General features: G+C 45.5%; 13 protein-coding genes. 10 read left to right on the top strand and 3 right to left on the bottom strand.

All coding sequences use genetic code 11. The features are described from left to right. The first annotated feature begins 2 nt into the window (after positions 1-2). From MGMO_RS06775 to MGMO_RS06765, 3 genes are all read left to right on the top strand, one after another. Positions 3-1,061, top strand: coding sequence for a radical SAM protein (locus tag MGMO_RS06775; RefSeq protein ID WP_023494295.1), 1,059 nt, complete (start codon positions 3-5; stop codon positions 1,059-1,061). Positions 1,062-1,143: 82 nt separating this feature from the next. Further along, positions 1,144-3,345, top strand: coding sequence for a peptidase domain-containing ABC transporter (locus MGMO_RS06770; protein ID WP_023494294.1), 2,202 nt, complete (start codon positions 1,144-1,146; stop codon positions 3,343-3,345). A 2-nt stretch (positions 3,346-3,347) separates the two neighbouring features. Further along, positions 3,348-4,688 carry an HlyD family secretion protein gene (locus tag MGMO_RS06765; protein ID WP_023494293.1) on the top strand — a complete coding sequence of 447 codons (1,341 nt, stop codon included), beginning with the start codon at positions 3,348-3,350 and terminating at the stop codon, positions 4,686-4,688. Positions 4,689-5,220: 532 nt separating this feature from the next. Here MGMO_RS06765 and MGMO_RS06760 read toward each other — a convergent pair. From MGMO_RS06760 to MGMO_RS06750, 3 genes are all read right to left on the bottom strand, one after another. Then, entirely contained in the window at positions 5,221-7,266 is a 2,046-nt protein-coding gene (locus MGMO_RS06760; protein ID WP_023494291.1) for a metallophosphoesterase family protein, read from the bottom strand. A gap of 392 nt (positions 7,267-7,658) precedes the next feature. After that, entirely contained in the window at positions 7,659-11,186 is a 3,528-nt protein-coding gene (locus MGMO_RS06755) for a WD40 repeat domain-containing protein (protein WP_023494290.1), read from the bottom strand. After that, positions 11,179-12,588 (bottom strand): toll/interleukin-1 receptor domain-containing protein, encoded by a 1,410-nt coding sequence (locus MGMO_RS06750; RefSeq protein WP_036307182.1) that lies wholly within the window; start codon positions 12,586-12,588, stop codon positions 11,179-11,181. Before MGMO_RS06750 ends, MGMO_RS06755 begins: the two co-directional genes overlap by 8 nt. Before the next feature lie 441 nt (positions 12,589-13,029). On the opposite strand from MGMO_RS06750, the gene MGMO_RS20870 reads away from it, so the two are divergent. The 7 genes from MGMO_RS20870 (at position 13,030) to MGMO_RS06710 (ending at position 22,861) form a co-directional block, all read left to right on the top strand. After that, a complete protein-coding gene (locus MGMO_RS20870; RefSeq protein ID WP_268768296.1) occupies positions 13,030-13,161 on the top strand; it encodes a hypothetical protein in 132 nt (43 codons plus the stop codon). 554 nt (positions 13,162-13,715) lie between these two features. Then, complete coding sequence (locus tag MGMO_RS06740; protein WP_023494287.1) at positions 13,716-16,244, top strand: hypothetical protein; 2,529 nt, start codon at positions 13,716-13,718, stop codon at positions 16,242-16,244. 774 nt (positions 16,245-17,018) lie between these two features. Then, positions 17,019-19,625 carry a patatin-like phospholipase family protein gene (locus tag MGMO_RS06735; RefSeq protein WP_023494286.1) on the top strand — a complete coding sequence of 869 codons (2,607 nt, stop codon included), beginning with the start codon at positions 17,019-17,021 and terminating at the stop codon, positions 19,623-19,625. Positions 19,626-19,780: 155 nt separating this feature from the next. Further along, the gene (locus tag MGMO_RS06730; RefSeq protein ID WP_023494285.1) at positions 19,781-20,446 is read left to right on the top strand and encodes a hypothetical protein; all 666 of its coding nucleotides are present in this window, start codon (positions 19,781-19,783) and stop codon (positions 20,444-20,446) included. A 114-nt stretch (positions 20,447-20,560) separates the two neighbouring features. Continuing rightward, the gene (locus MGMO_RS06725) at positions 20,561-21,163 is read left to right on the top strand and encodes a hypothetical protein (RefSeq protein ID WP_023494284.1); all 603 of its coding nucleotides are present in this window, start codon (positions 20,561-20,563) and stop codon (positions 21,161-21,163) included. 203 nt (positions 21,164-21,366) lie between these two features. Then, positions 21,367-21,933 carry a DUF4231 domain-containing protein gene (locus tag MGMO_RS06720; RefSeq protein WP_023494283.1) on the top strand — a complete coding sequence of 189 codons (567 nt, stop codon included), beginning with the start codon at positions 21,367-21,369 and terminating at the stop codon, positions 21,931-21,933. 313 nt (positions 21,934-22,246) lie between these two features. Continuing rightward, the gene (locus MGMO_RS06710; RefSeq protein ID WP_023494282.1) at positions 22,247-22,861 is read left to right on the top strand and encodes a hypothetical protein; all 615 of its coding nucleotides are present in this window, start codon (positions 22,247-22,249) and stop codon (positions 22,859-22,861) included. Positions 22,862-22,869 lie beyond the last annotated feature (8 nt).

The following is a 22,869-nucleotide window of genomic DNA, read 5'->3' as shown; positions in this document are numbered from 1 at the left end:
CCATGAAGAAGAAGCAACAGTTAAGGTCGACTGGGAACACCAGGGTCATACAGATACATCCAAGCCGCTTGTGTAACTTGAGTTGCCTTCATTGTTATTCTTCGTCATCACCCAGGGAGCGCAGCGCGTTAAGCGTTGCGCTGCTTTGCGGGACTCTGACTGAAATGGCGGCAGAAGGCTATGATTATGTCAGTGTTTCCGGTGGAGAACCCTTATTGTACAAACCGTTGCCAACGCTGTTGGCACATGCAAAAGGGCTTGGGCTTAGGACGGCCATAGCCAGCAATGGGATGTTGCTGAATGAACAGTGGCTAAGCCAGCTAAAAGACGTGGTGGACACGATTGCGATTAGCCTTGACGGCGTACCCGAAGCGCACGACAGGATGCGTAATTCCGACAAGGCCTTTGCAAAAATGGCGGCCAACCTGGATTTGCTCAGGCAATCCGGGATTAATTTCGGCTTTATCTTTACCCTCACGCAATACAACCTGAATGAACTGGATTGGGTGGTCAATTTTGCGCTGGAGCAAGGTGCCAAATTATTACAAATCCATCCCTTGGAAGAAGGCGGTTTTGCCAACGGCAATTTAGCCGAAGATATGCCCGACCGTGTTGAATCCGCTTATGCTTATTTGATAGCCGGGACGTTGCAGGAGCAACTCAAAGATGAGTTGACCATTCAAGTCGATTTTGCCAACCGGCATAGTTTGGAAGCTAATCCAGATTTGGTTTATGCCAGCAATTCGATGCCGGACAATGATGCTTTATTGGCGGATTGCGTTGGCGGGCTTGTCATCGAACCCGATGGCTTTGTATCGCCATTGCAATACGGCTTTTCACGGTATTACGGATTCGGAAACCTACATTCGGCTTCCTTCAAGCACTTGGCCTATGATTGGCGGCGGGGGCGGATGGCGGAGTTTTATGGTTTGTGCAATAAGGCTTATATGGAAGCAATCGACTCCGGCAATCCCGTTATTTTCAATTGGGACGAAAAGCTGAGGGTAGCTTCCCATCATAAGCCGACGCAAAAGCAAGCGGTTGCCGTGGGTTGGCAATAGGCGGAAAAGCAGGGCTGCTCGTCGCAGGTTAGCCACAACAATTTAAAACACATCCCTTCATCTATATCAAGCATAGCAAACGATGCCTAAATTCGCCTTTCAGAAACAAATGGATGCTATGGATTGCGGCCCAACCTGCCTGCACATGGTGGCGCGCCATTATGGGCGTATTCTGCCCATGGATGAACTTCGGGAAAAATGCAGTATTACCCGATTGGGCGTGACACTGGGTGGGATTTCTGATGCCGCCGAAAATTTCAACCTGAAAACGGTTGCCATCAGGGCATCGATGCAAACACTGCAAGAAGAAGTCTTGTTGCCCTGCATCGCGCACTGGCAACAGAAGCATTTTGTCGTTGTGTATGCCATCAAAAAAAATACGGTGTACGTTGCCGATCCGGCCTTTGGCCTGATCAAATATACGAGACAGGAATTCATGGCGGGTTGGTTGAATAGGGTCAATCCTGATACAACCGACGAAGGCATCTTGCTGTTATTGGATACCACCCCGGAATTCTATGTCGACCAGGATTTTAAGAAAGAAAGGTCAAAAGGGCTTGGTTTTTTATGGCCGTATTTTCGTCCATACGGCTCACTGTTCGTCCAGCTATTTTTAGGTTTGTTGGTGGGTAGCCTGATTCTGCTGGCATTCCCCTTTCTCACGCAGTCGTTGGTGGATTATGGTATCAATTACCAAAATCTCAACTTCGTTTATGTGCTGTTGGCTGCACAGCTCACCTTGTTTTTGTCACAAACCTCGGTCGAACTGTTGCGCAGTTGGATTTTGCTGCATATCGGGGCAAGGATCAATATTGCCATCATATCCGATTTTTTAATCAAGCTGATAAAACTGCCCGTCTCGTTCTTCGATACCAAAATGATTGGTGACCTGCTGCAGCGTATCCAGGATCATCATCGCGTTGAAGAATTTCTTTCGTCATCTACGCTGACGACCTTGTTTTCCCTGGTCAACCTGCTGGTTTTTGGTATGGCCCTGGCATGGTACAACTTGACTATATTGATGATTTTTGTCACTAGCATCAGCCTATATGCTACCTGGGTTTTATTGTTTATGAAAAAACGGGCGGCCTTGGATTATCAACGCTTCGACCAAGCATCAAAGACCCAAAGCAACATGGTCCAGTTGATTAACGGGATGCAAGAAATCAAGCTGAACAATTCTGAACGAAGGAGAAGATGGGAATGGGAGCGTATCCAAGTCCGGTTGTTTAAGGTGTCGGTGAAAAGCCTGGCGCTTTATCAATATCAAATGACGGGTGCAAACTTTATCAATGAGCTGAAAAATATCCTGATTACCTTTTATTGTGCCAAGTCGGTGATAGATGGCGGGATGACATTGGGGATGATGCTGTCTGTCCAATACATTATCGGCCAACTGAACGCACCGATTTCAAATTTTGTCAGCTTTTTGCAATCCATGCAGGATGCCCGAATGAGCTTGGGAAGATTGGCTGAAATTCATGACCAAAATAACGAGTCTGATAATCAGCCCATGACCTATTTGCTGAGCCATGACCAAACCATTGTTATGGAAAATGACTTGTCTTTTCAATACGGCAGGAAAAAATCACCGATGGTCCTTGAGAACCTTAACATGACGATTCCGCAGGGCAAGGTGACCGCTATTGTGGGTGCCAGCGGCAGCGGCAAGACCACGTTATTGAAGCTGTTGCTCCGGTTTTATCCGCCGACCCAAGGCAAAATTCGTGTTGGCAATATCCATCTTGAAGATATAGACATGGCCTTGTGGCGGCAAAAATGCGGCGTGGTCATGCAAAATGGTTTTATTTTTCATGATACGGTGCTGCGGAATATAACCGAATCTGAATCGGAAGGGTTGATTGACAGGATGAGGCTGAACCAGGCCATTGAAATTGCCAATCTGGGGGAACTGATCGATGTCTTGCCGAATGGCATCAATACCGAAATCGGGGCTAATGGCATATCGTTAAGCGGCGGTCAAAATCAACGGATCCTGATCGCAAGGGCGGTATACAAGAATCCTGATTACCTGTTCTTTGATGAAGCGACCAGCGCGTTGGATGCCAGGAACGAGCGCGTCATTATGGAAAATTTACAATCGTTTTATCAGGGCCGAACGGTTGTTGTCATAGCCCATCGTTTGAGTACCGTAAAAAATGCCGACCAAATTATTGTGCTGGATAAAGGTAGGGTGGTTGAAAACGGCAATCATGAAGAACTGACTGCATTGAAAGGCGCTTATTATCATTTGGTCAAAAATCAACTGGAATTGGGGCAATAGCGATGCCTGGGCTAACGACATATTCAAATCATGGCCTAGTTGAACGGTCTAAAGAACGCTCGCTTGAATCCTGCGAATACAGTATCTATACCCAGGAATTGCTGGGTAAACCGCCCGCATGGATATTACGATGGGGCGGTGTTGTCATGCTGTCTATTATGGTCGCCATCATCGCGCTGTCTTGGATGGTGAAATACCCCGATATAGTTTCCGCCAAGGTGACAATCACCACGCCCATTCCGCCAGCCAGTTTGGTGGCTCGCCAAAGCGGGAAACTGCATTGGCTTAAAAATTCGGAAGACCGGCAAGTAACAAAAAACGAGTTGATTGCCGTGCTCGATAGCCCAACATCTTACACGGATGTCAGTGCGTTAAAAGACTGGCTTAGACACTACAATAGCCACCGTGACGATTTACGGTTTTTATCGAGTTTACCCCAGAATTTAAGGCTGGGCGATAGCCAAAATCAATTCGCGCTGTTCCAAAAACAAGTCAATGAACTCCTGTTTTTTTTGGAATTGAATCCACTGCCCAAAAAGATTGCGATCAACCAACAAAAACAGCTTCAGCTTGAGGCCATGCTGGAAAAATTTCAGCGGCAAGGAGTCATCCTACAGAATGAAAATACGTTGCTTGACAAAAACCTGCTTAGGTTTCAGGCCTTGTTGCAAAAAAATCTGGTCTCAGCCAATAGTGTTGATGAGAAACAGTTGACTTCCTTGAATAACCGTCGCCAACAAGAACAAATGAGCCTGGAAGCCACCCGAATACGGGTAGAGTTGACCAACCTGAGTGCCGAACTCAATGACCTGCGGGTAGCGGATACCAATAAACGGGAAGCTTTCAAGCTTAACCTTGAAGAGGCCTACCAAGCCTTGCAAACCAGCTTAAGCCAATGGGAAAAGAATTTTCTATTGGTTTCCCCGATTGACGGAAGGTTGGTCTTTTCAAAATATTGGGGTGAACACCAATTTGTCAATTCGGGCGAGGAAGTCGTCAGTATTGTCCCATTTGAAAAACAAACCATACTGGCGAAAATGAAAATGCCTTTGGAAAATTCCGGCAAGGTCAAAAAAGGCCAAAAAATCCTGATCAAACTGGCGGCTTACCCCTACCAGGAATATGGGCAAATTGTCAGTCAAATCAATTCGATTTCTTTGATCCCCAGGGAAAATCTTTATACAGTCGAAGCCATTCTGCCCAGTCCGCTGGTGACTAGTTATAAAAAGACCCTCGGCTTCCATCAAGAAATGCAGGGGCAAGCGGAAATTGTCACCGAAGATATGAGGTTGTTGGAACGGTTGTTTTATCAAATAAGAAAGGTGATAAAGAAAACGGAATAGACGGCCTCGATACCGTATGGGTGTCCATTTGCACAATTATCGACAAATAATTGACACAAAATCGACATAATTGTGCAAGTGGCGTGCTGAATCCAATGTTAAGAGCCCAAGAAATCAGGCTTTAATAATTGGTATAAAAAATGCTTGTTATTAAATATGGGAACGCCGCCTTCGGTTTATTGGGTTGCACTCATGGAATTTAAGTATTGGATCAACCGTTAACTAAGAGGATGCAATCATGCAGGCATTTGGCTTTTTAACCCTGATAATTCTTATGTTTATGTCACTTGAAATTGAACTGGTTTCATCAAATCCTTGCTCACAGTTCAGTGACCCCAATCGGCAATCGCTATGCACATCAGATAACTACCCATCGGCGGATTCTACGGATGAGGAGTAAAAGAGGGATATTTGTCAGCCAACTCAAATGTCTTTAGATTGTGTGTGGCTTTAGCTGGGATTAAAACTGTAAGCAGAACGAAGGCTATGGTTTCAAGAGGCAACTATATCCGCTTTGCCCTTGTTTTGTCCATTATATGCTGTTCTTGTTTGGGGAAATTTTATACTCAACGAAACTGTCTTTCGAGTGCCACAATTTGTGGTTGATCGGCAAGCCATCTTTGAAAACAACCTCTCCTAGATTGCATTGAGAGTATATCTTTTGGCCTTGATTTTCAAGTTTTAGCAATTCGTAGTCGGATTTCCAAGTCCGATAAAAGAAAAGATTCGTGGTAAACCATTTTCGAATTTTGCTCCAATTAATAAATCCCTCATCTGTTCTCTCTATCGTACTCAGCGCTTTTTTCTGTAAAGTGCCGGGTTCGTTCCTTAGTGAGGAACTGGTCAACTGATAAGAGTCCAAGGTCTTTTTGGCGTTCGAAGACATATTGGTGCTTGTATACGTACCTATCGCAGTAAATGAATAGTGGATGTCGCCGGATAAAAAGACACAATGATTAATATTCATTTTGTGTAGCAAGGTATCTAAAAAATCAGTATAGCCATCTAAATTTGCCGTCCATGTCTCAGCATCTTTTTCATAAACAAACTTTTTTGTTAAGAACCCTTTTTTTCCAAAATAATTTTCATTAATTTTAATCAATAATAAATTTTCAATGTGACTCACAAACCATAATAGTAGCCGCAGTATGTGTTCCAACGGGGCAAAGCCAAAAACTGGTGTGGTAGCAATAAAGATGGGACAGGTCGTTTCGTCAATAAGAGGATTTTCATCTTTATTCGACTTTAATTTTAGCCATTCCAAACGTAATCCGTCCAATCCATACTTATCCAATAAACGTGGTGGATAATATGGGTTATCTGATTGTCTCTGCGTTCGCGAATCTATCGCGATAATGGGCGGATATGTATTAATAGAAAATCCCCACCCCCTATGCTTCCAAGTGAGAAAATCATACAATTCGTCATTAGCAAAATCGGGTTCAGTCTTATTTACATATTTTTTGATAGCATCGATCATGTCAGTATCAATATTATCCGAATTATTGCCCCAGTCTTGGAACGCCCAGTAAGCCGCTAAAGCATTCGAAACAATACGTCTGCCAAACGGGGATGTACGAACCGTGTCGTACCAGTTCCCTGTAATGTTCCAGTCATCGGTTACATCATGATCGTCAAAGATCATATACGTCGGGATATTGGCCAGCAATCGACGAACTTTGCCTAAGTCCTGAGCAAAATCAGAAACAGGATCCGAAGAAACATTTATACTTGCTTGCTGTTTATTATTGACCTTCACACGGTCAGCCTCGTTTTCCGACCGAGTTGGTATTTTCCATCCCTGGGCATTACCAAATACATAAATGTACATGGCAGCAAATTCCCCGAACCCCATGAGATGGTTGCCAGCTTCTTGGGAACTGAATCCAGATTGGCATTCTTTTAGGACATCCATTCGCCCACCTAATTCAATGGTACTAGGGATGACAGGGGGCTTGTCATCTTTCCCGTATTCGGACTGTGGTAAAGATTCTTGATGGCCTAATATTTTTCCAGCTTGATCCGTTATCATCTTTAATAGGGAGGCATCGACGTCGTCCGCATAGATTTGGTCGCCAGTTAATAGTAGCAAGTCTGGACGACCAGCGATATTGCTATAGGTATCTTTAAGTAGGCTATCGCCAACTACCAAACAATCTTGACCTTTAGCGCCATGCGGTTTACGGCAACTACCATGCAATAAGGATTTTAACGAGCCAGGAATGTGAAAAATCGGGTAGGGTTGATTATCATAAGTTACCCCTTCTGCATTCAGGTCCAATGGTTTTCCTTGCTGTTCGTCCAACAACGAATAACAATACAATTTGCCCGTAGAAAAGTTTTTTATATCCTTGTCTTCAATAGGGTAGGCTTTTAGTAAGTAAACAAACAAGCCAGCCCCAAGCTGGACCCTGCTGGATTCTAACTCTATGGGTTTGCTGCAACCAATCACATTGCCTGTCCCCCTATCTATAATTTCTAAGGTCAAATCCCGTTTTTTGTCTGTTGCCAGCCACACGCAAATACATTTCTGGGTGGTGCTTCGTAATATAGGGCCAGCTAGAAGATCGGATGTCATAATTACCCCTTTAAATTTGACTTTCTTTCATAAGCACGGATTAGAGATGTTTTTCCTCGCTCGCTTACCTGTTTTTGCTCGTTTCGTTTCTTGATGAATTATAGCTTCGGCATGATTAAGTTTCCGCTCTTTAACCCAAAGTTTAAGCTTCTCCCTACTTGTTGTCCTGTCATTAATGCTTCAAGCTTTAAGAAACCAATCAATAATGATTGCTGAAATAAACTAACTTGTTGCAACATAATAACTACATTTAACATAACAGCATAATGACCTTAATGGAGTTAAGGTATTCCAATGGCGTTCTGTGTGAGTTTTTTATTTTCTAGATAGTTATCGCGGTTCATCTAATATTGTTATGGTTATTTAAGCGCGCCTTACGGGTTGTAAAATAATTAGTCAGCAATCATTTCAGGTGATTTTAATATTGAATCAACTGCAACGCTTGTATCCTGTTCATCCGGTGGAATTGCCAAGCCCGGACATTGCTTAATGTAATTGGTATCCTTAGATACCAGTTCACGCCATTCCTGGCGGCTCATGTTACGTCCGAGTTTTTTGCAAATTTCTGCAGCCATGCCGTTAGACCCTTTCCACAACCGAAGGGTGTCATCGCCGCTACCCGAGACAATAAGCGTACCATCAGGGCTGTAAGCAACACTCATTACCGCATCTTTATGTCCCCTTAGCGGCAGACCAACAGGCAATCCAGTATTGACATCCCAAAGCCGCAAGTTTTTATCACCGCCCCCAGAAATGATAGAAGAGCCATCAGGACTAAAGGCAACACTAAAAACCGATCCTCTATGGCCTTTTAATGGCTGCCCGATTGGCTGGTTGGTTTTAGTATCCCACAGTCGCAAAGTTCCGTCTTCAAAGGCAGAGACAATTCGAGTGCCATCCGGACTAAAAGCAGCGCTCAATACGGTGCCGCCGTGACCGATAATGGGTTGGCCAATGGATTCCCCAGTACTTGAGTCCCACTGACGCAGGGTATTATCCCCGCTACTGGAAACAATCCGTTTTCCATCAGGGCTGAAGGCAACATGCGTAATAGAACCTTCATGGCCTTTTATCGGTTGGCCAACAGGTTTTCTTGTAGTTGCATCCCAGAGCCGCAATGTCTTGTCGGCACCGCCAGAAACAATTAAAGTGTCATCCGGACTAAACGCAACACTCGAAACCGCGTCTTCATGACCCGTCAGTGGTTCACCGACGGGTTGGCCAGTGCTAGTGTTCCAAAGCCGTAGTGTTTTATCGTCGCTACCCGATACGATAAGGGTACCATTCGGGTTAAAGGCAGCACTTGTAACCGATTTCTCATGTCCCTTGAGAGGTTCACCGATGGGTTGGCGAGTTTTAATGCTCCAAAGCCGTAATGTATTATCGTCACTTCCAGAAACTATCTGGGTGCCATTGGGGCTGAAAGCAACTGTAGTAACCCTGTCCTCGTGGCTTAGGATCGGTTGACCAGTCGAGTGGTCAACGTCGGGGTCCCACATCCGTAAGGTGGTGTCGGAACTGCCCGAAATGATATGTGTGTTATCAAGGCTGAAGGCAACGCCGGTAACTGCATCCTCATTACCCAATAAGGGCTGCCCTATCGCTTGCCTGGTATTAGCGTTCCACAACCGCAACGTGTTATCCTCGCTTCCCGAGACAATTAATTTGCCATCGTGACTGAAAGCCACGCTGGTTACTGAATCCGTATGCCCACTGAGCGGCTGGCCCAGTGTTTTGCCGGAACTGGTATCCCACATCCTGAGAGTATTATCTCTACTCCCGGAGATGATTCGGGCACCATCTGGGCTGAACGCTACACTTATAATTGCCCCGTCATGACCTCTGAGGGGCTGGCCGATAGGCTGGCGGGTGTTAACGTCCCACAGGCGCAGGGTCTTGTCGTCACTTCCTGATACGATACGGGTGCTGTCTGGACTAAAGGCGACACTTCGAACATAGGAAACATGGCCAATGAGAGGAGGGCCTAGAGGCTGCCTATTCTTGGCGTTCCACAACATCAAAGTGTCGTCCCGACTGCCAGAGACGATACGAGTCCCATCCGGACTAAAAGCGACACTGGTAACCGAGTCGTTATGCCCCCGGAGTGGTTGGCCAATGGGCTGGCCAGTTTTCGAATCCCAGATCCTTAACGTGTTATCACGACTTCCGGAGACAATGCGTGTGCCATCTGGGCTGAAAGCAACACTTAGGGCCGAACTGCTATGACCGTAAAAGGGAGGGGCTAAGGAACGGCCAGTTTTTGAGTCCCATAAGCGTAATGTATTGTCCATATTTCCCGTGACAATTCGGGTGCCGTCCGGACTGTAAGCGATACTGGAAATAATGGAATGGGTTTCACGTACAAAAATTATTGATTTATAGATCAGGTATACAGTTTGTAAGGCTTCGTCCGTAATGCTCGAGTGCTCAATTCGATGCCCTGCAAGCACCTTGAGCGGGCCTTGTATCTTTCCTCCCGTCCTCAAGCCTGTTGCAATGGCGCTACCGTCTAGCGCGAGCCGTATGCTTAACTCTTTTTGTTCATTCGTTCTCTTGACATTGAACATATAAGCAGAAAAAAATAAAAGCAGAAGCATGAATATCCCAATTCCAGTCCACAATCGTAGACGCTGTTGCCTTGAAGCTTTCAGGCGTTGTTGGCTATGCAATTGGTGTTGCAAGGCCACCAGGGCAAGGCGGTCATGGACTAACTCGATTTGATCGCCATCTTCAAGATTTTCTCTGCGAATCAACCTTCTGTCGACCAAGGTTTTAATCTGCTCCTCTGTGGCCAGCTTTCTGGACTCGATAGAGCGCACCGGATAAGATAACCGCACGCCATCCGTGGTGATTAAATGCTTTTCGACAAAATCTCGTACCGATCCTGGTAACCCGGCAAAAGCGGAATCATAAAAACGTTCGACAATTAGGCCGCCTTCCATGGCTAGATTTCCGGTTTCCAATGTATTTTGCTTTTTCTTAATTCGTTCATCATTAAGGCCTGAACAAATAAGGCTTAGCAGGGCCGGTTCTACAGTATATGCTGAACGCCTTCGTTGGACGTCAATAGCCATCGAGGTTTGGGTTTGGGACAGATAAGTAACGATATTTTTTGCATCTGCAGAGGTAACCAATGATCCGCCGGTTTTTTCAATGGCTGCTATGGCTTGCGGCTCTGACATAGGTAATAGACGAAAGCGGTTCGGCCCAAGTCGGGGAATCAGGTCAGCCCATTCCTCAAGATCGGGTAAGTAATCCTCACGAAGCGATACCAGGAAACGATAAGGCTGGAGATCCAAGTTTAGTCGGTCAAACAGGTCGTCATCGTTGTATAACGACTCAGCCAAGGTTTTAGGTATCCGGTTTTCCATAAGGTCGCCGAGTTCATAAAATACTTGCTTTTGCAGGGATGAATCTAAAGCGCCGAGCGTGAAAATTTCCTCAAATTGATCGAGCACGAATATGGGATACCAACGGTTTCCCTCCAAATCCCGCAGTTCAATATCCTTTAGATGCAGTTGCAGCCAAAGGGAGCCCTCAAGTTGAAATTTCAAGTTTTCTTCATTGTCTAAAACTGCTTGGGATTTATTGTTCGTAAGCTGCAATCGACCCTGTATTTCTTCCTGTAAACGCTTGGCAATTTGTTCTGAAGCGCTAGCGGAGTTTTTTTCGTGCGAGAGGCGCACATAAACGGGCAAGAATCTTTCTGATCGAAGACGAGGAAACAGGCCTGCTTGAAGAAGTGAGGATTTACCTATCCCCGATTTGCTGAACAATACCGAAACCGGGGCGGCCAGGACGCAACGCAGCAAAGCTTCCGTATCATCGTCTCGACCATTGAAAAAATCCGAGGCTTGTTCAGGAAAAGCTTCTAACCAGGGCCAAGGGTGCTCCTGGTCGATAACCAGCAAGTCAGCCATGTGAATCCTCCAAGAAACGGCGGCAGCGTTCGCTCAATGCATCGCGATCTTCCGGTCGCAGTTCTCCGTTAGGGGCATGAATAAGGTGCTTGTCGAAAAATACGGCGGTATCCCCATCGGAAATACGACGATAGCGGCTTTTTGAGGGAGGCTCCTTGTCGATGCACACGGGCAGCAAATAGGCATCCTTAATGCGTCTTGCGCGCTCTAACGCCGTTTTCCATTCATCCCAAAACACGCCCTCACGACGGGAGTCGGCTTGTTGAGACAGGATGGGTATGAAAAAATCGCTCTTGATGATGGCTTCATCGATACGGTCAGACCAATCATCGCCCCCAATCAACTTCTTTTTATCCAGCCATACATCCCTAAAACCGAGATTAAGCAAAATGTCCGCAATTTGGCGAGCCGGTTCCGCATTTTCACTTGCATAGCTGACGAATGCAGTAGGGGCGAGTTGATTGTTGGACTGCAGTTTTTGCGGTTGGGGCAACGGGGCACGATTAAATCGGTTTGCCAATTTCAAAATTAGCGCTTCAGGCTGCCCTTCGAAGCCAAGGGTATTTGGGCTATATTGGGTCAGGAAGGAGCTCAATCCGGCATCGCTCACGGAAGGGCAAAGAAACTCCTGGGTATCTTTTGCATAAAAGCGGTTATCGTTAACCAGCCTTAGCATGGTGCGACCCAACCAGTCCGGAAAATTACAACCGATAAATAAAAGGTCGCGACGGCGTAGTTCGGACAAAATGTTCCCAAAGCGGCGTGCCGAATCTGAATGAAGTCGATAAAGATATTCTACCGCATCTTCTTCATGCATGGCGAATCCACTACCGACATTGGTACAGGCCCCTAATATCTGAAATATTCCGCGTTCGCCTTGGCGTAGGATTGATAAATCAGCAACTGACTCAGACGCATCGCGGGGTGAAAAGGCACTGATGCAAACTTCCGTAGCGCCTTCCGATGTTGTCATCGCCCGCTGCAGTAAATTGTCAGGAGTCAGGCTGACGAATAAGCTAAACGTAGGGATTCCAGCCAGCAATCGCAGGCTTTCAGCTGGCCTGGACGCTTCGCTGTAGTAGGTGATGAGGCGGGAAACTTCACGCCGGACACGTTGCTCGATGCCTGGGCCGCTTTTGTTCGTTAATATGGCGGTAACGGCCTTATGAAGTGACCAAGTATGGTCGAGAAGTTCAGGTTGGTGGTCGAGTTGAAAAGCCTTAAGCAGATCCAATGTAACCAGTCGATAAAATGATTCCGTGCTAATGTCCCCATTTTTGTCTTTTATTTCGACCATTAATGCATCTGGGCCAACGACTGGAATAACATTTCCTGCTTCAATCGATTGTTCTAAGGAAAACCAATTTGCGTCACTCAAACCGTTCAATTCTGAAATCTCCACACGTTAGCCATATAACCCTATCGCCTTGATCAAGTTAATTTATGTGACATTTGTCCAGTAAGCGTATTTACACGAAAACTGAGCCTAAGAATTTAACATCACCCTTGTTTCGTCGAATCCAGCGAAAGCATGTGCCCGCTATGTTTTTTAACCTCATCGACAATATGCTGTATGCCGCTAGCGCCGTAATCTCTATCGCCATTCCAAAGAAACAAGCTGAATCTCCAGCCCGTTACCAAGTGTAGTATAGAGCAGCCAGAGATTGCAATGCGAAAGGAGCGTAATCCGCAGGGTCGAGATCATCAGGCAAAGAAGATGTTTTGGGGCATTCGTTCGTTGCGTTAGAAATAACGGATTCCCTAGTTGCCCATATCCGGAGCAACCGAACTTTCGCTAAATGATAGGTCCCCTAAAGAGCGTCGATAATCTTAAGTTTGCACCATGAGCTTGGCTGCTTGGGCAAAAATCAAGTCGTCGGAACAGGTTATTACGCAAACTTTGCCGCTTTCAGCCGGACAAACGCCACAATTTCGTCCATCGAGTTCCGAATGGACAACAGGCATCCAGGCCTAATGAAAAATTCCGAATACGAAGTCATATTTTTCACCTACGAGAAAATCGAGCGGACATGGAATGACGGTGGATTTACGGCCATGGGAACCTGATTAGCAGAGGGGTAACACGTCGCACCTTTGGGTTCTAAATACCCAATGCCGAGCTCTGTCGCTAGTCTTTACACGGCTATTGTCCTTCACAGGGGCTGTTTTTTTCAGGGTATGGCGAACCCTAAATTACTCTAATAGCTTATTTACAAAAACGTAAAAAAAATAATGGACTTCTAGGCTTTGATGGCTATAATCGATTTCGAAGTTTTCTATGAAACATTGATTAATAACTAAATCAGTTTCTTCCTTATGCATACAATCATGTGACTCGTTAAAAGTTGGGGGTAAGCAATCATCCAATCAGAAATTTTGCGTTGCGCTAAACAACGCCTGTTAGAGTACTATTTTATAACTGCACCTTTTTAAAAGCGTTAGATGCCACCGGGTTAACTAAGCTTGGTCGGTAGTTTTTTGTAGCAATAAAAACAACCTGTATCATCAATACCAATTAGGAGAAGCAAAATGGCCGAAGCAGATGGAAAAAAAATATCACAAAACTTTATCGACACCATCTATAAAAAAATAAGTGATCTCTTTGGGGGAGATCAATTATTTTGCATGGAATGGCCTGCGAGGCCTTTGAATCAACGTCAATATACCTATAACACCGAAGAAAATACCAGCATGTTGACCCGGCCAATGGTCATTGAGGAGAGCGAGTTCCGGCTTAGCGACGAGCTTTTCAATGTTGCCCCGATTACCGGTGGCCCCAATGGCCAAAAGTTGTCCATTGTCTACAATACACTGATCAATAACTTTGTCCCTGATCTTAGGCATTTGGGACCTTACATTCGGGATCGGGCAGCGTTGATGGGGTTCTTGCTTGCCGAAAGCACTGAAGTGGATGAAAAAGGAAAACCGAAAACACGCATACAAGTCTGCAAGGAGCTATATAACACATACCTGACTGCAAAAAACCTATGGCTGGAGGATAAGGACAAAAAATACAAAGAAATTGACGACCCAAAGAAACTCGACGATTTCGCAAAATGGGTGAGCCGAGAAGGGTTGGTGCGTGACGAAATGCTTAACAACCTGTTCAATGATGCGGTCGTGCGTGGCATGTTGCACGAAGTCCTGACCACTCTGGGTTATCTCAACGTGTCGACCACAGCCGAAGAGCTCGAACGGACCAAGCAGCGGATGCGGGCTTCCCAACGCCAATCGGTCGATGCTTCTATGTTGATTTATCCGGTAAATTTCCAGCCGAGCAACTGGTACAAGGCATTGAAGCCGAACTTGTCGCCCAAGGATCTGTTGATGTCCAGGGAAGTCCTGATGGGAACCTTCAAAACCAAGCAAGATCAGTTGCGTAAACTTCAAGGTGATTTGGCTCAAGTCGATATCGCCAATATATCCCCGGAAGAGCTAGCACAACGGGAAAAACAACTCGATGCCGGCAAAAAACAACTGCAGGAGGCTGAAAACAAGTTAATTGAGGAACATGGAAATGGCGCCCTGATGGCCTTTAAGGTTGCCTTGGATGCTTACACCGGAGGTATAATGTCCAAGATCAACACGATGACCGAGAAAGATTTTGACGCCAAGCAGCTTGATTTGCTAGGCCTGCCGAAAGAAGTCGCCGCCCAAATGTTGTCGACTTACAAGGCCAATAGCCAACATCTTGATGCCGCAGAACAGCTCGCCAGGCTGAGGACGCGCGTCGAAGAGGCCAAGGTCAGGGACTTCCGGGCCGAGAAGCTACGGATCCAGGACCGCATCAATCAGCTCAATGCCGATTTACAGTTCTTGCAGCCCCTGTTAGGCGGTGTCGAGAATATGGTGATGACCGCCCAAAGCAAAATGACGGATGCACAGAAAACAGAGAAGGATTCAAAAGAAAAGGCAGTAAAAGATGCCCAAGCCGACCTTGATACGGCAAATAAGGAATTGGTGAAAGCTAATAGTGATTTAAAAAAAGCTCCTGACGACACCAACCTCAAAACCGTTCAAACCCAAAAGGATGGGAACGCCAAAGCTAAACAAACCGCCCTAAACAACGCACAAAAAGCTCTGGATGACTATGTCGCAACGCTACCAAACTTGTTCGAGGGGGACGGCAAGACCGTCAAGGATTCAGGGCCAGGTGCGCCTTCTCTTTTTTCTCCCAACATTGACGATGTCGAAGGTGAAAACATGTTCATGGATGTCGTGATCACAAGCGAACAAGCAGAAGATACGGCGAGAAAAATTGAAGAGAGTGCATCCCAGAACAGCAGCGTGAAAGTCAGCGGCTGGTTTTTCTCCGCAGGTTCGCAGTCGAGCACCGCTTCAGCGAGTTTTGAAAACGAATCGAACACATTTAAGGGTAAGGTTGAGCTCGGCTTTCGCGTGGCTAAGGTAACCTTTGACCGAGGGGGCTGGTTTAACCCCCAAATCTTTAAGATGTCCCAGGCATTTTTCCGGCTTGCAGATATCAGGGCCGGTGCAGGCGCGACCAAAGACTTGTTAACGAAAGCCCTTAATAGTGCTAATCCTGCCCAGGAAATGGAAAAATTATTGAAGTACCCCAATGACAATAGCGATATGGTGCCTTATCAACTTCCTGCCTTTCCTGTTGCTATGGTGATCGCCAAGGACATCACAATAAAGATTGAAGTCGATGAGACTAAGAAAGAATTTCAGAAAGATTCTCTCGAAAAAGCATCTACATCGGGCGGCGGTTTTCTCGGCTTTTCGGTTTCAAATGCCAGCGCAAGCAGCAATCTGGCAGAAACTTCCTTTTACGGGGCGACATCGAACCATCTTTACATGCGCATTCCAGGGCCGCAAATCTTGGGTTGGTTTCTTGAGCTTGTCGAGAAGGATCGCTCCAAACCGTATGAAGCGTTGTTCGATCTCAAAGGCGAGGGTGAGGCCGCCAAGATCTTGCAATCATACGATAAGGCAGTTCATGCAATGTCGAAACCCGAAACTTTGCCAAAACCTAATATTGTTGAGCCGGCGCTCTCTGTCAAGCCACCGGAAGCTTCTGACACTCCAAAAGTATAGGCGTAGCCAAATCGAAAAGAGAAATAGGTGGTCGTAAGTCAGCAATGAAATGGTCAATACATCGGCCATTTCATTGCTTGATGTCAGACTGGTTAGGCTTGCTTTAATGAGTCCAGGTTTTCTCGCTTGTTTTGCCACGTAAAATTCTAAAAAATCCCAACGAAACCTTTTAAAACATTGCTGATGGCGATGATTGGAAAACCGTACCTATGTTTAAATCACGATAACAGCGCGTCTTTAACAATTATTTTCGCACCGAAACCCACTTTACTAAATCATCTTTGTAAGAAATCCTAGGGTTGTTTGCAAAGAGGTTGGTTAAAATATTGATAGAGCATTTCATATGGGGTTGAGTTATTCAAAGCCTTATGGGGTTTAACAGTATTGTAAAAGTTAATAAAGCGTCCTAATTGAATGTGCCTGTCTTGATTGATCCCATTATTTTAATAAAACTCATCCATACTCCAAGGTCGCACGGCTCTTTTGCGATTGTTAAATGCTGACGAAAAGGAAAAAGATATGGTAATTCCATGACTGAGTAATAAACGTTCCTTTAACTCCTCTTTTTTCCAGGATTTTTTCTATGATTCAATATACACTGCGTAGCTGAAATGAAATTGAAGTAAACATACATTACTTTGATAGTTAGCGCTTTTAATACACCTCAAAAGGTATTTTTACTGACAATTTTAAGAAGCTTGAAAAAACTGAAATTCATAATCCACACTAGAAAAATTGATTTAATTTTATCAAATACGGAGAAATGAGAACATTATGACCAATGAGGCCGAAACGACAGACACGATTTTGTCAGGTAGAAAAATACCGAAATTACAAAAAATAAAAGCCGAGGTTAATGAGCTTAAAGGCGAATTGAATTTTGGAAAAGCCCGTAAATTGCTGGAAAAAGTGCGTGATGATTATTCTCAAGATATTTGGATAGTCCAACAATTGGCGTTGTGTACTTATAAAGATGAAGCGCTTTATCCGAAACATCGTTATGAAACGGCACTCGCGTTGCTTGAATCGATCAATTTGCGAAAGGCGGACAACAAGGATGCCGAAACGCTGGCGTTAGGAGGCGCGATTTATAAAAGGCTGTGGGAATTTAATGGACAATTGAGCAATCTTTTTGAAAGCCTGGCCTTTTACCGGGCAGCTTGGGAACGAAATCAACAGCAGGATATGGGTTATGGAGGCTTAAGTGCAGCCTACTTAATGGACTTATTGGCGGCGCGTGCTGAAAGGTTAGATAGGAAAAGTGGCTTAAAGCCCAAAGAGGCGCCCGAATTACGAAAGGAAGCTAAAGAAATACGTCTAAATATCCACGATTTTTTATTAAGTCAGCAGAATAATCCTGATCTTGCGAAGCAGTACTGGTTTTTGGTCACTATTGGCGAGGCTTGCTATGGGTTGGGAAAGTACTCCGAAGCCGCAACATGGCTCGACAAGGCACGACAAGTTGAAGCTAAAGAATGGGAGCTTCAAACTACTTTCCGACAATGGGTCGGGATAGCACGACAGCAAGGTATTGAAGCGCCCACGGAAAGTCAAAATCCGGACCAGTGGCATGAGGCATGGAAAGCGTTGCAACATTTATTGGGGGATAACACTGCCGAAGCGTTAGGTTGCTATCGCGGTAAAGTGGGGCTCGCTTTATCTGGCGGTGGTTTCCGGGCATCTTTTTTCCACTTGGGCGTAATGGCACGACTCGCAGAAGTGGACGCTTTGCGTAGTGTAGAGGTAATATCGACAGTTTCGGGCGGCAGCATTTTGGGTGCCCAGTATTATTTGGAAGCCCAAAATTTGCTCCAGGATTCAACCAAAAATTTAAGTAAAGACGATTACCTGGACTTAATTCAAAAGCTGCAAAACGATTTTTTGCAAGGTGTGCAAGCTAATATTCGGATGCGTGCGTTCAACAATTTTTTTGACAACATCAGGATGTTATTTTCCAGTAGCTATACACGCAGCCATAAGTTGGGTGAGTTGTACGAAGAGGAATTATACTCAAGGGTTGCCGACAACAAAGGCCACCAACCTCGTCACATGCCTGAGTTGTTAGTGAGGCCGGCGCATGGCAAATTTCAGGGGACAGACTTTAAGCCTAGTTTCCACAATTGGCGTCGTCGTAGCAAAGTTCCAGTGCTGTTATTGAATACCAGCTCGCTGAATTCCGGCCATAACTGGTGCTTTACAGCCAGTTGGATGGGCGAGCCTCCTGGCCTGATTGATATTGATAGCAATCAACGTTATCGACGCCTTTATTATGCCCAGGCACCCGACCATCTTAAAAAATATCGAGTGGGTTATGCGGCGGCGGCTTCTTCTTGTGTACCCGGTTTGTTTGAACCTCTTGTTATAGACCAGCTTTATGAAAGCCGTTCCGTCAAATTGGTCGACGGTGGTGTTCACGATAATCAGGGGGTGCAAGGCCTATTGAATGAAGCTTGTACCCTGGTATTATGCAGCGATGCCAGCGGTCAAATGGGTGATGAGAAAAACCCGGCGGATGATCCGGGCGGCGTGTTGCTGCGGACAGTTTCAGTGTTGCAAGATAGGGTCCGCGAAGCGGAATATTTGGATTTGCGTAATCGCCTCGATAGCTTCGCGCTGGAAGGTGTTTTTTTTATTCATATGCAAAAAGATTTGGTCGGCAGGTCGTTGGATTGGATCGATTGCCAAGACCTAAAACCAGCCATTGCCGACACTGAGCTGACGTCCTACGGCATTGCAAAGGATTTACAAGCAAAAATTGCCTCACTTCGCACTGATCTCGATTCTTTTACAGAGGTGGAGGCTTACGCTCTGATGGCAAGCGGTTATATGATGACCGAGCAGCAATTGAAAGTTTTGGATAGGCAACATAAAAAAGACGGTAAATCCGACAACTGGGGCGGCTTTGAAATCAATGCCCTACAACAGCGAAGCTGGGAGTTTCTAAAATTGAAGGATTTGTTGGCCGAAAAGCCAGGCGATCAAGCGTCAGACAAGCGCAAAGACTTAGCTCTACAATTGCAGGTCGGCAGCAACTTATTCTTCAAGGCCTGGTATTTGGCTCCATGGCTCAAATATACGGGGTATGCGGTAGCTGGATTGATATTGTTGGTGCTGTCCAAACTAATTATGTTGCAATGGCAAAATACTTTTATCTCAATCTCGGTAGGCGGTGCGGTGTTTGTATTGCTGGGCGTAATTGCGGGGCTTTTTTTACCGGCTTTGAAATGGCTAAATCCGAAAAAGGAAACGCGCAGTTTGGCGATTAAATTTTCGATTGCCTTGACTGGTTTCTGCTTGGCCAAACTGCATCTCTATGTTTTCGATCCGTTGTTCTTGGCACGGGGCAAATTGGCTCGTTTGCTTAATTTGGGAAGCCAATAGGACACTTCTGTTGGCATTCTTTAATGCAATGGATTATGAGGTTATGGGTAGGGACTGTGTCTTGGGTTATTTAGGAAGTTTTTAATGAATGGTTGGCTGAATGAGGTTTGTTGGTTGGCTTGTATAAAATTCAGGCGCTAATTTGGATTAGAGAAATGCCCAAACAATTCGTTATATCATTAATTAAATATCGATTGGCAGATTGGGGGAAGTTGAGCCTGTACTTCTTTATGGCGGTATCGAATACCGTATGCCGGGCTGATGCACCGGATATTGTGACAACAAATAACCCAGTTTTTAAGCAACAACTGAAACCTAGCACTCGAGACGAGTGGAAAAAATTACTCGGTTGGAATGACGATTGTGAGCAATCTTTCCAAAGTACCCAAGCTGGCGCTTATTCGGGTATTGAGACCTATCCGATCGGCAATGCTGACGAGTTGGTGATTGTGATGTGTGCTGTAGGCGGCTATCAACCGTCTTTTTTGCTATTTCGCCAGAAAGGGCAAATTCCTAGGGCAATCGCTTTAGTCGCTTATGGAACATCAAACGGCAAAACTCTGCATCGGACGCAAGAGGTTGAGCTTTGGGGCGAGCCTGTTTTCCTTGAGAAAACCAGTGAGTTGGTGATTTTGAATGTTGCACGTCAAACAAAAGATTGCGGCACTTGGGCTAAATATGGCTTTAAAACCGATTCAGTTAAATTACAAGAGTTATTTTTTAAGTTGCCATGTCCCAAAAAAGTGTCAGAAAAAGATGTCCCAGATTCCAGTAGCACCCCCCCTAAAGGTTGGAAGCGGCTGCGACTTTTCAAAAACTGAATACTAATCTAAACTCTAAGTTTTATAGAAAGTTATTGTTTCCGAGCAATATGTCTAGCGAAGGGATAAGGCAATTAAATATAGAAACATATATTCAGCAACAAGGAGAATTCCATGATCATAAACCATACGGCATTTTTTAACGGATATCGCAGCGCCTTCGGGAATATAAAACAAGATATGGTCACCGGGATTGAGTTGCTCGGTAGACAAATGGAAGCAGACCCGGAAATAACCGATTTGCGTTGGGCAGCGTATATGTTAGCAACTGTAAAGCATGAATGCGCCAATACCTGGCAGCCGATTACCGAACGCGGGAATAAAGCTTATTGCAGTAAATATGAGGCTGGAACGGCAATTGGTAAACGGTTAGGGAATACGGTAATGGGTGATGGATGGAAATACCGAGGCCGCGGTTACGTGCAAATTACTGGCCGCGCCAATTATGACAAGTTGAGCAAGGCCCTGCAATTGCCAGCAGACCAAAATTTGGTTGACTATCCCGATAACGCATTGATTCCTGCTGTTGCCTACGGCATCATGTCTTACGGAATGCGCAACGGAACGTTTACGGGTAAAAAACTACATGATTATATTTCAGGCACTACGTGTGATTATAAAAACGCGCGCAGGATCATTAACGGACTTGACCAATGTGACCTTATTAAAGGTTATGCCGAAAAATTTGAAAGCATTTTGAAAGCAAGTATTTCTTAGGGAAGGGTTGCACGTGCAAACATTAAAATCTCTTACAGAATAAAAGTTTCAGAGTAATTCGCTTAGCAACCAATCATTTTATTGTGCCGTTCGTTGCCCGATGTTACGAGACAAATTTATTAATTGACAAGCTCTAACATGCCCGATGCTATACTTCAATAAAAATGCCGCAATTCATAATCATTTGAAAAGAGGGACTAAAAATGTCAAATGAATCCATTTTAACGTACGATAAACCCGATTGGATTGTGCCTATCGAGAGCCGTATGGGGAGGGCTGACTACTTCTTCCAGACTGTCCTGAAGAACCAGAATGAGTGGTATTCGACAAAGGCGGGTAAGCAAAAGAAATGGCATTTGTTCCTTGCTATTTCCATCATTGTTCTTGGTGCTACCATTTCATGCTTGCAAGTGGTCGAGGCAGCTGCTTGGGTCAGGTATATTACCGCTGCTTTAGGCGCTTCTGTTTCGGTGTTGCGCGCGCTTGATACGTTGTTACAGCCCGGTGAAACTTGGCAAGGCTATCGAAAAGCCTCCGAAAACATGCAGCGCGAGTATCGGCTGTTTATCAATAATGCTGATATCTACGCAAACGCACCCGATGAAGATGTTGCCTACCGTCAGTTGGTGGAACGAGTGGAAACCATCCTTGCCGAAGAGCAGCAATTATTTTGGCAGTTTCAAACCAAAACCCAAGAACCGCAATCATTAGCCCAAAACAGCCCAGTGGAAAGCGATGACGTTGCTGAATTGCCAAGCAATCGTAGCTAAAAATTGATCTTGTCCGGATTTCACAAACACCCAGTTGAGCGATTTTTTAGATTCAGAAGCCCCGTTGTCCTATCTGACGGCGTTTTGCCCTGCCCAGGCATACAGAGCTGCCCCTGCTGCCTGTTTAATGAATGAACCGGAAGATATTCGCAGTCCACTCAATAGGCAAATCCAAAGAAGAGGCGGAAGCAGAACCACGCCCTTTCTATTTTTCCATCGATATCACATACGGACTTACGGTGGCATGGATACGTAGCTCCAACGGAACAGTAATTATTAAGCTTGGCAAAAAGCGAAAGGCGATTTTTTTGATATGGTAAAAGGGGCCCAACAATTAAAGACACAAAGGGAGGATGCCTTGGAGCCCTCGCAGCCTCGGCAGGTCTTGCTGTTCTCCGGTCACATGGTGGATGCGCCCGATCGCCCCATACCACGATTCCCCTTGGAAAAAGTTCCCATTGCGGAAGTTGAAATCGCCAAGGTTTTGGATCAACTCAGTACCGGCCATGAAGACTTAGCGCTGACCCAAGGCGCTAGCGGCGGCGACCTCATTTTTGCCGAAGCTTGCCAGATGCGTGGTGTCAAACTGCAGCTGTTGCAACCTTTTCCTGAACCGGAATTTATCGAACGTTCCATAGCGTCTGCTGAAGGCGACTGGTACAGCCGCTACCTTGCGGTCAAAGCCAAATTGACCCAACCCGTCTTATGTATGCCAAATGAACTGAATACTGTCATTACCGATCCATTCGAACGCTGTAACCTTTGGCTACTCCAGACCGCGCTGGCCTATGGATCGGAAAAATTGCGTTTTATCTGCCTATGGAATGGTGGCGGCAGCGACGGCCCAGGCGGTACCGCACACTTGGCGGCTGAAGTTAAGAAAAGCACCGGACAAGTCATTTGGCTGGATACGAGAAGGTTATGGTAAGTGCCGAT

It is taken from the genome of Methyloglobulus morosus KoM1, assembly GCF_000496735.2.
Lineage (GTDB): Bacteria > Pseudomonadota > Gammaproteobacteria > Methylococcales > Methylomonadaceae > Methyloglobulus > Methyloglobulus morosus.
This window is presented reverse-complemented; position numbering and strand designations above follow the sequence as displayed.

What these genes read in the sequence shown, in the direction of transcription:
- MGMO_RS06775 (WP_023494295.1), top strand. Translation starts at nt 3, where the DNA reads ATGAAGAAGAAGCAACAGTTAAGGTCGACTGGGAACACCAGGGTCATA.
- MGMO_RS06770 (WP_023494294.1), top strand. Translation starts at nt 1,144, where the DNA reads ATGCCTAAATTCGCCTTTCAGAAACAAATGGATGCTATGGATTGCGGC.
- MGMO_RS06765 (WP_023494293.1), top strand. Translation starts at nt 3,348, where the DNA reads ATGCCTGGGCTAACGACATATTCAAATCATGGCCTAGTTGAACGGTCT.
- MGMO_RS06760 (WP_023494291.1), bottom strand. Translation starts at nt 7,266, where the DNA reads ATGACATCCGATCTTCTAGCTGGCCCTATATTACGAAGCACCACCCAG.
- MGMO_RS06755 (WP_023494290.1), bottom strand. Translation starts at nt 11,186, where the DNA reads ATGGCTGACTTGCTGGTTATCGACCAGGAGCACCCTTGGCCCTGGTTA.
- MGMO_RS20870 (WP_268768296.1), top strand. Translation starts at nt 13,030, where the DNA reads ATGAGCTTGGCTGCTTGGGCAAAAATCAAGTCGTCGGAACAGGTTATT.
- MGMO_RS06740 (WP_023494287.1), top strand. Translation starts at nt 13,716, where the DNA reads ATGGCCGAAGCAGATGGAAAAAAAATATCACAAAACTTTATCGACACC.
- MGMO_RS06735 (WP_023494286.1), top strand. Translation starts at nt 17,019, where the DNA reads ATGACCAATGAGGCCGAAACGACAGACACGATTTTGTCAGGTAGAAAA.
- MGMO_RS06730 (WP_023494285.1), top strand. Translation starts at nt 19,781, where the DNA reads ATGCCCAAACAATTCGTTATATCATTAATTAAATATCGATTGGCAGAT.
- MGMO_RS06725 (WP_023494284.1), top strand. Translation starts at nt 20,561, where the DNA reads ATGATCATAAACCATACGGCATTTTTTAACGGATATCGCAGCGCCTTC.
- MGMO_RS06720 (WP_023494283.1), top strand. Translation starts at nt 21,367, where the DNA reads ATGTCAAATGAATCCATTTTAACGTACGATAAACCCGATTGGATTGTG.
- MGMO_RS06710 (WP_023494282.1), top strand. Translation starts at nt 22,247, where the DNA reads ATGGTAAAAGGGGCCCAACAATTAAAGACACAAAGGGAGGATGCCTTG.